This is a genomic window from Mycoplasma sp. 1199, assembly GCF_034863365.1.
GTDB lineage: Bacteria > Bacillota_I > Bacilli_A > Mycoplasmatales > Metamycoplasmataceae > Mycoplasmopsis.
This window is the reverse complement of the sequence record NZ_JAYFFA010000001.1, coordinates 1-12,690: the sequence shown is the minus strand read 5'-3', so window position 1 is coordinate 12,690 and position 12,690 is coordinate 1. Positions and strand designations below refer to the sequence as shown.

The following is a 12,690-nucleotide window of genomic DNA, read 5'->3' as shown; positions in this document are numbered from 1 at the left end:
TTGCTGAGATATTATTTCTTTGTACTCTTAGTTAATTCATCAATACGTCTTAAAATGTCATCTAAACTTTTTGAAACATTAGAAACTACAGTATCTGTCTTCTCTAATAGATCTTTTTCTTTCTTCACTTGCTCTTGGGTGAACAAGTTTTGCGCGATTGCATAATCCTTATCAAAATATTTAACATTAAATGACATTTTGTAAATACTTGGAACATCTATATTGTAAACTCTTGCACTATCGTTTGAAACACCATATGATTTAACAGATTCAATAATTGTGTGCTCAAAATCATCTTTAATGTAGATAACTGATTCATCATTGATTGGTTCACAAACGTATGGAATAAATTTTTTATTATCTTTTAATAAAGGTTTACCTTTAATATTTTTAGGTACAGATGGTAATTTAGATGAATTAATTTTAATAATTTGTCCATTTGTTGATAAGATACCAACCATTTGATCTGATTTAACACAAGTAAATGTAGCAATCTTATCATCAAGTGATAAGTAAACCCCTTTATTACCTTTAGCCTTAGTTCCAAATTGTGGTAATTCAGTTTCAGAATACTTAGTTACATTACCTTTTTCAGTAATTATGATTGCATTAGTTGTTCCATCTGTCATAACAGCATTAACAACTGCATCTGTTTTTTCAATGTTAATAGCCTTGTAAATTTTATTAACCCTTGAAACTTCGAAATCTTTAAGCACTGTTTTCTTAACATATCCATCTTTTGTCGCTAGAGCAATGTAAGATAAAATATTTCAATCCGAAACTTCAAACACTCCCACAATTTCATCCATCACACGGATATCTACATAAGCAGATAAGTGAGTTCCATTGTCTTTTCATTTATCTTCTGGAATTTTGTAAGCAGGGAACACGATGTAGTTACCTTGAGCTGTAATGAAAATTAAGTTATGTAACGAATTTACTTTTCCGAAGAAAACTAAATAGTCATCATCTTTAAGTCCATAATTTTCAATCTTATTACTATCAAGAACTTTTTGTGAGAATCTCTTAATGTATCCAGCTCTTGAAACTCCAATGTTAAGAATTTCTTCTTTGACTAAATCGGTTTGATCATAGCTAAAGTCATATTCTTGATCTTCGATTTGAGTTTTTCTTGGAGTTCCAAATTTAACTTTAATTTCCATTAATTGTTCAATAATGTACTGATCAAACGCTTTTGGATCAAGAAGCAATTTAGAAATTTTCATAATGTCTTTTTCTAATTGTAATTTTTCATTTAAGTAGGCTTGCTTATCTGTTTTAGATAAACGGTAAAGTCTCATTTCAGCAATAGCTGTTGCTTGATTTTGTGTAAACCCAAACTCTTTAATTAAGTTTTGAATAACACCAACTTTAGAACCTTCTGATCTTCTAATAACTGCAATAACTTCATCAGAAATTTCTGAAACCTTAATAAATCCTTCTACAAGCTCTAAACGCAATTTAAGTTTTTCTAAATCGTATGTTAAAGTCTTAACTTTAATATCTTTAACGTGAGCTACGTAAGCATCTAGGAGCCCAATTACACCAAGTGTAACAGGCTCATTTTTAAGGATGCAAGTATTGTTGTATGTGTAAATAACTTGCATATTTGTTTTTTGAAGTAAGTAATTTAAAAAACTACGTTCATTAGCATTTTTATTTAAAGTAATTAAAATGCTAATTCCATCTCTATCTGATTGATCCTTAATTTCTGTAATTCCATCAATTAACTTATCTTTAATAATTTTATCAATCTCATAAACTAATTTCGACTTCACTACTCCATAAGGGATCTCTGTGATTTCAATATATTTATGTTTTTCATCTTCAGAAGTTGTGTATTTAGAAAACAATCTGATTTTGTTTTTTGTATTGTTTCCGAATTCAAGCGCTTCTAAGATACCTTTGTTTCCTTTGATTACACCACCTGTTGGGAAATCAGGACCTTTAACAATTTTTGAAATTTCGTCAAAATGTGAAAATGGATTTGTAATTCTGTAAATAGCTCCATCAATAATTTCATTTAAGTTATGTGGAGGCATTTCAGTTGCCATACCTACAGCAATACCTGAAGCACCATTAACAAGTAAGTTAGGGAATAACGATGGTAAAACTATTGGTTCAATTTCTGAATCATCAAAGTTAGGAGCAAACTTAACTGGATTTTTCTTAATTTCACCTAAAACATATTCAGCAATAGGTGACATTCTAACCTCTGTATAACGCATAGCAGCAGCAGGGTCGTTATCAATAGAACCAACATTACCGTGCATATCAAGTAATGGGTGATTGATTTTTCATCATTGAGACATATTAACCATAGCTTCATAAACTGAAGAATCACCGTGTGGGTGATATTTACCGATTACATCTCCTACAACACGAGCTGACTTTTTATATGGTTTATCGTGAGTTAAACCAAGTCCCAACATAGAATATAAAATTCTACGTTGAACTGGTTTCAGACCATCACGTGCTTCTGGAATAGCTCTGTTTTGAATAACGTATTTTGAATATCTACCAAAACGATCATCCATAATCTTATCTAATGACTGTTTGATAATTTTGTCTGCAATTTTTTGTTCTAAGTTTTTTTTCATACTTACTCCTACTTAAATGCTTGTTAATTAAAATTATAATTTATTATATAGATGCTAATTACAATTTTTAAAGTATATTGATAGGTATCGAAATAAAAATTTGTAAGATTAAAAAATATGAATGATTTAAGACTTTTTATAGTAAAATAACATAAGAAAAATAGCATGTATTTTTGCAAAAATATATATGCACAATTCATAAAAATTATCATTATAAAAATATTTTAAATAAAGGATAAAAATGCGTAAAGTAGTTAGATTAAAAAACAAATTACGTGCTGAAGCTCGTGCTAAAAAACTTGCAAAAGAACGTGCAAGAGACGCTAGAAGAGCTGCTAGAAGCGCTGAATAATCAAGGCCTTTCGGTCTTTTTTTATGCTTATTTACTAAATTAAGCTTTTTTGACTTTTATTCCTAGCACATAGGTATAAAAGTTTTTTATTCTCTCTTTGTGTAATCCGAGAAGTTTTTTAAAACTTTTAAAAAACTATATGTTTTTTATTAGTATAATAATTAAAATAAAGATTTTATCTTTTATGTCAATATCAAATTTTAAGAAGGGTAATTAATCATGGAATATAAAGCATTGTATAGAAAATATCGTCCAAAAACATTTGATGATGTTATAGGTCAAGAGCACATAATTTTATCTTTAAAAAACATTTTAAAGACTAACAAAATATCACATGCTTATTTATTTTCAGGGCCAAAAGGAACTGGTAAAACATCGATTGCAAAAATATTTGCAATGATGTTAAATTGTGTTCATAAAGATCCTGCTGATGTTCTTAATCCATGTGAAATTTGCTTAAACAATTTAAACAACAATATTGACATAATCGAAATGGATGCTGCATCAAATAATGGTGTTGATGAAATTAGAGATCTTAAGGAAAAAATCGAGCAAACGCCTATGAATGGTAAATACAAAATTTACATCATAGATGAGGTTCATATGCTTACAAAAAGTGCTTTTAATGCATTATTAAAAACACTTGAAGAACCACCTAAACACGCTATTTTCATTTTAGCGACAACAGACTTACATAAAATTCCTTTAACAATTAGATCAAGGGTTCAAAACTTTGTGTTCCATAGAATGAATGATGAGAATATCATTAAACAACTTTCAAAAGTTTTCAACCAAGAACATATAAAATATGATACTCAAGCTCTTAAACTCATCGCAAGATTATCTAGTGGTGGTATGAGGGATGCACTTACAATTGCTGACCAAGTTAGTATGTTGCATTCAGGTATCATAAGTGCTGAATCAATTTATCAAAACTTCGGTGTTTTATCATCAGAGCAAATTGTTAAAATCTTCAAATTAATTTCTATTAACAATGGAACTAAATTAATTTCATTATTAAATGAATTCCAAAACAATGGAGTTGAACCTCAGCAATTCGTTTTAAGTTTAGTTAACTTCTTAAAAGAAAAGATAATATTATCTAAAACAAATAATGGAAGTTTATTAAGTTGATTTGAACCTGAAGAGTTATCATCAGTTCACTTAGATAATAAAACTTGTTTTGAATTAACTGACATATTCTATGATATGTTAATTAAAGTTAACAAAAGCGAATATCCATTTGAAATTATTCAATTAGGTATTTTAAAAGCTTTAAATGCTATCAATCCTAGTTCGCAAGAAGATTCAGATGAAACTTATGTTGCACCTGTATTTATCAAACCTGTGTTTAACAAAGAAAATCACAAAATTTCAACAAATAATGTTTTCACAGAAACTAAAGAAATTATTGAAGAAGAATTAACTTCTAATGAACCTCAAACTAATATTTCAATGGAAGTCGATAAAAATGAAAACACTATTCTCCAAGACATAAAAGTTGAAGAAATTGAAGATGATGGTTTCATAGATAACTCATTTTTAAGTGAAAAAATAGAAGAAGAAAAAGTCGAGGAAGATAAATTTGTTTTAACAACTGAAAACATTTTTTCAGTTATATCCGGTAACTTTGATATTGAAATAAATCAGGTAAATCAGGAGTCCTCACAAATACAAACAGAGGAAATTAAGAAAGAAACTGAAGAAGAAGTTAAACAAGAAACAAAACAATCAGATAATCATTTTGCTGATGCATTAATAATTCCTGAAATTGAACCTGTTGGGAATGGATTAGCTGATGAATTTACACCTTATCAACAAGAAAACGTATCTACTGAAGTGCAAGAAGAAAAAAACATCTTACTTGAATCTTTAGAAATTAATAAAGCGCTTACGAAAGAAATTTCTGATCAAGTTAATAAAACAAATGAATTTATTATCCAAAAACACGAATTATCAAGTGATTTTGATGATGTTAATGATGATATTATCCAATTACAATCAGATACATCAACAAATAAAATATTAATTAACACTCGTGAAGTAGAAGTTCCTAAGTTTGATGAAACAATGGAATTTGTAGAGGAAGTTCAAAAAGAAATTCAGGAAGAAATAAAAGAAGAAGAAAATCTCTCAGAACCTGAAGAAATTTCAACAAATGATGAACCCATACAAATTAGTGAACCACAAGAAGTTAATGTTTTCGAATATATCTATAACACTCTTTGATCTAAAGAAGATCCGTCGCGTGATAAAACAGCTCAATTCAAAAGATCAATTAATCAAGATTTAGCAATAATCACTCAAAACAAACCTGAGTTTTCTGAGATTGCTGAGTTGTTTGAAGATTCATCAATTATGGCTGCTTCAGAATATTTCATTAACATTTACAATAAAGATACTGCTAAAGTTAATAAGCTAAAAGAGCTTGCTAACACACCTAAAATGCAAGAATTTGTTAAATATGTTTTTGATAACAAAAACAAATATATTTATCCAGTTGATTCAGCAGCTCTTGCTAAAATTAGAGAAACAATTGGACAAAATAAAGACATCCAAATTGCAGATTATAAACCTAAAAAATGAGAAGATGAGTTTGCACAAAACACTTTAACTGACTTAACTCAAATTGGTAAATTATTATTAGGTGATGATGAAGAATTAGAAATCGAATATGAATAGAGGTTATTATGAATAATGATTTTTTAAGAAGAATTAAAAATATGCAAAAAGAATTAGAAACAAAACAAAAAGAATTAGATGAAAAAACATTCACAGTTTCTAAACAAGGTATTGAAGTAGTTCTTAAAGGAGATATGTCAATCGTTTCAATTGAAATTGATGAATTATTAATTGACCCTGAAGATAAAGACATTCTTCAAGACTTAATTACAATAGCAATCAATGAAGGTATTGATTTAATCAAAGAAGAGCAAGATAAATTAGCTCCATCAATGCCTGGAATGCCATTTTAATAAGAATGTTTAATACAGAACAAATTAACAAATTTTTAGAAGTTATCAGGCAAATTCCTGGTATTTCTAAAAAACAAGCTGAAAAAATTGTTTATTGAATATTAGAAGCTGAAAAAGAGCAAGTGCAACAAGTTGCACAAGCTTTTATCGATGTAAAAGAAAAAACAACATTTTGTCCTATTTGTTCACAAGTTATTGAAAACAATTATTGCAGTATTTGTGACAATAGCTCAAGAGATAACACGTTGTTAATTGTGGAAAACAGACAAGTTATGCAAAAAATTGAAGATGCTAATATTTACAACGGTAAGTATTATGTGTTTTCACATCTAATTATCAATGAATATGAGGAGCAAAAGTATCAAAAAGAAATTCAAAAACTTTTAGATTATGCTCAAAAATTTGATGAAATTATTTTAGGGATTTCTCCAAGCATAAAAGGTGAGGTAACTAATGAATTTCTTAAGGAGAAACTTACTAAACAGAATTTAAAAGTGACAAGATTAGCCATCGGTTTACCAGTAGGTTCATCAGTTGACTACATTGATGCTATCACTTTAAAATTCTCACTTATAAATAGACAAAATTAAATTAAATACAATCATCTGGAGGAAACTATGTTTATATCATTTGAAGGTTTAGACGGTAGTGGTAAAACTACTTTAACACAGAAACTTTATGTAAAATTACAGGAACTTTACCCACACATTCCTGCTCTTTGAACAAGAGAACCTGGTGGAAGAGGTATTAAAGAAGCTGAAAAAATTAGAGAAATTATTTTAAGCAAAGAATCCGATCTTTCACCTGTTGCTGAAGCTCTTTTATACACAACAAGTAGAAGAATTCACTTAGAAAAAGTAATTTGACCAGCACTTAAAGAAAATAAAATTCTTATTTGTGATAGATATGTAGACAGCTTTTATGCGTATCAAGGATATGCAAGAAATTTAGGTATTGAATTTACAAAAGCTATTACTAACATAGTTATTAATGGAACAATGCCAGATATTACAATTTTCTTAAATTTAACTCCAGAGCAAGCTAAAAAGCGTCGTGAAGAAACAAGATTAGTTGAAGACAGAATGGAACAAGAAAAACTACAATTCCACCACGATGTTTACAAAGGGTACTTAGAAATGATTAAATCAGACCCTCAACGTTTCATTATTATTGACGCTACTCAAACAGAAGATGAAGTTTTAGAAGATATTATCAAGCAGTTACAACAAAGTCCAAAATTTTTATCTTACCTTAAATCATTCGAGTAATGATTAATCAATCTATATTAAAGTCAATAAATGATTCAGCAAAATTGAATAAGCTAAATCATTTATTTTTATTAACTGCTAATAGTAACTATAATTTTGACAACGATTTGTTAGATTTTATCAACAACATTAATCCCACTCCAATTGCTGAATTAGTCAAATTAAACCTACCGTCTAACATTTACTATTTAGACGGTTCAGAAGAACCTATTAAAAAAGAAGAATTTGAAAATGTTTTTAATGAAGTTTCTTATTCAAGTAACTTTGATAAGTACAAAATAGTTATCATTAAAAACATTGAAAACTCTTCATTAATTGCACTTAATTCACTTTTAAAATCAATTGAAGAGCCATCAGATAAAGTCGTTATTATAATGACAACAAACAATGTGAACAATGTTCTTCCAACCATATTATCCCGTGCACAAGTCTTAAAAGTTGATATTCTCTCTCCTGAGATAATAGAAGAAAAATTTGCTTCATTGAAAAATGATCCAACTTTTTCAGTTGTCAAAATGCTTTCTAACGATTTAACTTTTTTAACTGAAGCTTCTGAACACTTAGATAAATATCAACATCTTATTGCAGGTTTCATAATTGCTACAAGACAATCTTTATTAAATAAAATTTATATGTTTGAATATTTAGATAGAACAATAGTAAATAAGGATAACGATAAAGATGCACACTTTGTTTTATCGCTATTAAAAGCATTCATATTAGGTAAGTTTTTAGAATTTCAAACATTACCATTGCACAAAGAATTAAATAAACTAAGACAAGAATTATTAGAAAAGCGCCCTAACTTATTAACATTTATAGTTGACCTAGATGATTTTAATAACTCAAAAAACTTTCAAGGTAATTTCGAATTACATAAACAACTTTTATTAAACAAATTAATGGAGTACTATGGCTAAATTGTATATTGTAGGAACACCAATCGGTAATCTTGAAGATATAACTTTAAGGGCATTAAGAACTTTACAAGAGGTAAACATAATTGCTTGCGAAGACACAAGAGTCACTTCTAAGCTTCTTCAAAGATATGAAATACCAAACAAAAAATTATTAACATACAATAATTTCACCGAAAAACATAGTGCTCAAGGAATTATTAACTTAATATCTAATGGAGAAGACGTCGCTTTAGTATCTGACGCAGGTATGCCTGTTGTATCAGATCCTGGATTTGAAGTTATTGCCGAAGCAAGAAAAAACAACATAAATATCGAAATTATCCCGGGTGTAAATGCAGCTATAACAGCATTTATTGCTTCTAACTTTACTAATGACTTTACATTTCACGGTTTTATTAAAGACAAAAGTCAACAAAGAATTAATCAACTTAAAGAATTGAATATCGGTACACACATTTATTATGTGTCGCCTCATAAATTAATCTCAACTTTAGAAGACATTAATTCTGTATTTAATGGACAAGAAAAAATTTGTTTAGCTAAAGAACTTACAAAACTACATGAAAATCTTTTTTATGGGTCTGCTAGCGAAATTCTTCAGCACTTTGCAAATTTAGACTCTATTAGAGGCGAGTTTACAATGGTTCTGAATTTACCTAAAATCAAAAGAGAAAAAGTAAATAAATATAAAAAGGATTAGAAAAATCAGCAGTTAAACTAGGACAAGAAAAGTAGACAGAAAATAAAAAACTAAACTGGGACACAAAATATGGACAAAACCATATTTTGTGTTTTTTTATATTAAGGAGTTATTATGAAACAACTAAAACAAGAACAATGACTAGAACTTTTTTCAGATTATGATGATTATAAGAAGGGTTTAATGTCAAAAAATGATTTTGAAATTAAATACCGAGCGATAAGAAGTGTTAGCTTTTTTGACAAAAAATCTACATATTCAAAGAGAAATTTTTTAGAGAAATATAAAAGATATAATTTAGGAATGACAAATCTAATATCACAAACAGGCAAATCTCCTAAAAAGGGCAAAGGAACAGGGAGACCTAAAAAATCCAAAGTTACACCAATGGATATTGTTAAAAAAGAATGAGAAAAAATGCCAAAAGAACAATTGATTGAAATTTTGGAAATTTTTAAAGATTCATTCGATAGGAATAACTTTGATGTTGATATATCTAAAATTAAAAAAACTTCTGTTTCAACTAGGAAATTAGCAATCATATTTAACAAATCAAAATCAACAATTCATAATTGAAAAACTAAAGAAAAAAAATCTAGAACCAAAAAAAGTGATCATAGAAATGATGAATTAATATTAGAGGCATTTAAAAAGAATAAATGTCTATTTGGAAGAAAAAGATTAGAACATTACATCAAACAAAAATATCAAATTTTGCTTAATTATAGGACTATTGGTAGAATTATGAATAGATTGCAATTACATTGTTTAATTAGAAGAAAGAAAAAAGATAGAGAAAGAAAAAACACAAACGTTAAATTTGGAGACCTCGTAAAACGTGATTACAATGGCAAAACCAACCAAATAATCGCAACAGATGTTACATATATTACAGCACCAAAAGATTGTGAAAACAATTTTGTTTTTTTGTCAATTGCAATTGACCACAAAAGTAAATTTATTGTAAATTACAATTTGTCAAAAAGAAATGATTTAGATTTAGTTATGAAACACATGTCAAAAATAAAATTGAACAAACAATGAATAGCACATTCAGATCATGGTTTCCAATATTCATCTAAAGATTATTTGCAAACAATATCTAAAAATAATGGCGTTATTTCAATGGGGAGAGTTGGCAACTCGCTAGACAACAGAGAAGCAGAATATTTCTTTTCGATTTTAAAATCTGAATGTTTAAAATTAATTGATATAACCCAGATAACTTTTGATGATCTTAGCAAAATAATTAATGAGTTTATTTTTTGATACAATAATGAAAGAATTCAATCAACATTAGATTGAAAAACACCCCAACATCATTGAGGTGTTATTATGTCTAATTAAACCTTCTGTCCATTTTTAGTGTCCCAGTTTAAACTGTCTACTTTTTGTTTACAATAAGAGAAAGGATTTTACAAATGGCTAAACAATTGAAACATTATGAATGATTAGATCTATTCGAATGAATAGAAAATTGAGAATACACAAATGAATATGAATACAAATTTGCATCTTATATTTCAGAAAAATATAATAAGGATTACTTTAAAGAAAATGTTAGACGTAGAATTTGAAATAAATTTACAGAATATCAAAAAGACGAAAATGTAATATTTTCAAAAACAGGAACAGCCCCTAAAAAAAGGGAAGGGTTCTGGAAGACCTAAAAAGAAACCTATTGAAACAGATGATTCAATGATTAAAGAAATGACTGATGAGCAAAAGAATGAATTCATAAAAATAATGATTGAAATTTTCAGAGATAATAAAATGGAAATTGATTGAAGCAAAATTAAGAAATCATCTTCTGTTACAAATAAACAATTTATATATTTTTTAGGAATACCAAAATCTACTTTTTATAAGAAAATGTCGCAATTAGATAAAAAAGTCTCTCAAAAGTCTGAAAATGAAGAATTACATTCAATTGTCAAAAAGGCCTTTTATGAAAATAAAGGTCGTTTTGGTCGTTGAAGATTGATCATTTATATACTAAAAGTATATAAAATAGACATAAATTACAGAACATTAGGAAGAATAATGAACAAATTAAATCTAATTTGTGTAGTTAGACCAAAACGTAAAGTCAGAGAAATCAAGAATACAAATGTTAAGATTAAAGATCTTGTAAATAGAGATTACAATGGAATTACAAATAATATTATTGCAACAGACGTTTCATATATAAAAGCACCAAATGATATAGATGAAAATCATGTTTATCTTTCAGTTGCAATACATCATAAAACAAAGAAAATTTTAAATTGAAGCTTATCAAGAAGAAATGATACAGATTTAGTTATTTCACACATCAAGGATATCAAGTTTAAAAAACCTTGAATTCTTCATTCAGATCACGGATTTCAATATTCATCATCTAAATACCTCGATGTAGTTGCAAAAAACAATGGAAATGTATCTATGGGTAGAGTCGGAAATTCATTAGATAACAGGGAAGTTGAATATTTCTTTTCAAACATCAAATCTGAGTGTTTAAACTTTATAAATTACAAAACAATTTGCTTTGATAAACTCAAAAACATTATCAAAGATTACATTGAATGATATAACAATGAAAGATTTCAATCTGTGTTAAATTGAAAAACACCTCAACAATGTTGAGATGCTTTGAGTTTTTTATAAATTGTCTATAAGACTTGTCCTAGTTTAAGTTTATTTGCTGATTTTCTTTTTCTATTCTTCTTCTACTTCAACTATGTGAGCTTCTTGTGACCCCTCGATTAAATGTGGAGTTTTAGCTTCAACAGATTGTGGCGCACTATCTCAATTAACTTTGTTCATTTTCTTAGTTAATTTGAAGTTTTCAACTTCATTAACTAAGTATCTGAATTTTCTTTCAAGATCATTTGTAAGTAAGTTTTCAAGTGCATTAGCTGAATCTTGAATTTTTTCAACTTGTTTCTTCATATCAGTTGCAACTTTATTAAGTGCATCTAATCTTGTTTCTAAAAGTTTATTTTTGAATTGTTCAAATTCTTCAAGAATTTTCATTTTATCTCTAAGTTCGACAAAATTGAATTCAGAAGCCTTTAAAAACATATAACGTTGTAGTTGCAACATTTGAATCATAAATGGTAATCTTATTACTCAAACTTGGTTCTTGTTATCTTTATCTCTTTCAATTTTTACAAGAAAGTCATCATCTTTTTCCAATTCAGTAACTAGGAATGCAGCTTCTGCGTGACGAGCTTTTTGATCTTTGATTAATTTATTTATGAATTGTGAGTTCTTTTGTGAACCATTTTCTGTTTCTGATTTTGCTTCAATAACAACAGAACCAATTTTCACTCTATTATTATTGTCGTTCTTGTAGAAAGTAACTAAGAAGTCTGGTTTTGTACCATCAATATTAGTTGTTGTTTTTTCATAATCCACTAAATCATCCAAGTTCGTGTACTGATCTAATAAGTGAGCAATTTGTTCTTCAAAGTTTTCTCCAACCCTCTTTGAAGATAATAATGATTTACTTGTTTTAAGAGCATCAATTGTATCATTGGCAGCTTCTAATTTATTTTGAGCTTCATTTTTCTCTTTTTTAAGCTCTTCAATTTGCTCTTTAAAATTGTTTTTTAATTCTTCGATAATTTGATTATTCTTAACATGATTTTCTTTTTCTAATTCTTTTTTGTATTCTTCTTTAGCTTTCTCTATTGCCTTAATATTATTTACTTCAAACTTGTTTTTCTCAGCTTCAATTGTTGAATTCATTGAAGCCTTTAATTCACTTAACTGATTTTTTAAATCATTATAAGCATTGGCTTGCTTTTGTTTTTCTATTTCGTATTCTTCTTTAATCTTCTCTATTGCCTTAATATTATTTACTTCAAACTTGTTTTTCTCAGCTTCAATTG

General features: G+C 27.9%; 11 protein-coding genes. 9 read left to right on the top strand and 2 right to left on the bottom strand.

All coding sequences use genetic code 4. The features are described 5' to 3' along the window. Positions 1-11: 11 nt before the first annotated feature. Positions 12-2,600, bottom strand: coding sequence for a DNA topoisomerase (ATP-hydrolyzing) (locus VBM89_RS00055; RefSeq protein WP_323188323.1), 2,589 nt, complete (start codon positions 2,598-2,600; stop codon positions 12-14). Positions 2,601-3,171: 571 nt separating this feature from the next. On the opposite strand from VBM89_RS00055, the gene dnaX reads away from it, so the two are divergent. From dnaX to VBM89_RS00010, 9 genes are all read left to right on the top strand, one after another. Then, on the top strand, positions 3,172-5,634 hold the full coding sequence (gene dnaX, locus VBM89_RS00050; protein ID WP_323188322.1) for a DNA polymerase III subunit gamma/tau: 2,463 nt from the start codon (positions 3,172-3,174) through the stop codon (positions 5,632-5,634). 8 nt (positions 5,635-5,642) lie between these two features. Further along, positions 5,643-5,927: a YbaB/EbfC family nucleoid-associated protein gene (locus VBM89_RS00045; protein WP_257089044.1), complete on the top strand. Its 285-nt coding sequence runs from the start codon at positions 5,643-5,645 to the stop codon at positions 5,925-5,927. Between the two features lie 5 nt (positions 5,928-5,932). Further along, positions 5,933-6,517 (top strand): toprim domain-containing protein, encoded by a 585-nt coding sequence (locus tag VBM89_RS00040; RefSeq protein WP_323188321.1) that lies wholly within the window; start codon positions 5,933-5,935, stop codon positions 6,515-6,517. 27 nt (positions 6,518-6,544) lie between these two features. Beyond that, positions 6,545-7,195, top strand: a complete 651-nt coding sequence (gene tmk, locus VBM89_RS00035) for a dTMP kinase (protein WP_323188320.1) — start codon at positions 6,545-6,547, stop codon at positions 7,193-7,195. After that, positions 7,195-8,115 carry a hypothetical protein gene (locus VBM89_RS00030; RefSeq protein WP_323188319.1) on the top strand — a complete coding sequence of 307 codons (921 nt, stop codon included), beginning with the start codon at positions 7,195-7,197 and terminating at the stop codon, positions 8,113-8,115. The genes tmk and VBM89_RS00030 overlap by 1 nt, the downstream gene beginning before the upstream one ends. Beyond that, positions 8,108-8,815: a 16S rRNA (cytidine(1402)-2'-O)-methyltransferase gene (gene rsmI / locus VBM89_RS00025; protein WP_323188318.1), complete on the top strand. Its 708-nt coding sequence runs from the start codon at positions 8,108-8,110 to the stop codon at positions 8,813-8,815. Before VBM89_RS00030 ends, rsmI begins: the two co-directional genes overlap by 8 nt. 114 nt (positions 8,816-8,929) lie before the next feature. Beyond that, complete coding sequence (locus VBM89_RS00020; protein ID WP_323188317.1) at positions 8,930-10,162, top strand: IS3 family transposase; 1,233 nt, start codon at positions 8,930-8,932, stop codon at positions 10,160-10,162. Positions 10,163-10,236: 74 nt separating this feature from the next. After that, the gene (locus tag VBM89_RS00015) at positions 10,237-10,485 is read left to right on the top strand and encodes a hypothetical protein (protein ID WP_323188316.1); all 249 of its coding nucleotides are present in this window, start codon (positions 10,237-10,239) and stop codon (positions 10,483-10,485) included. A gap of 28 nt (positions 10,486-10,513) precedes the next feature. Then, positions 10,514-11,461 (top strand): IS3 family transposase, encoded by a 948-nt coding sequence (locus VBM89_RS00010; RefSeq protein ID WP_323188315.1) that lies wholly within the window; start codon positions 10,514-10,516, stop codon positions 11,459-11,461. Positions 11,462-11,512: 51 nt separating this feature from the next. Here the strand turns inward: VBM89_RS00010 and VBM89_RS00005 are convergent. Further along, positions 11,513-12,690: DUF2130 domain-containing protein (locus VBM89_RS00005; protein WP_323188314.1), on the bottom strand; the 1,178-nt coding region annotated here is incomplete at its 5' end.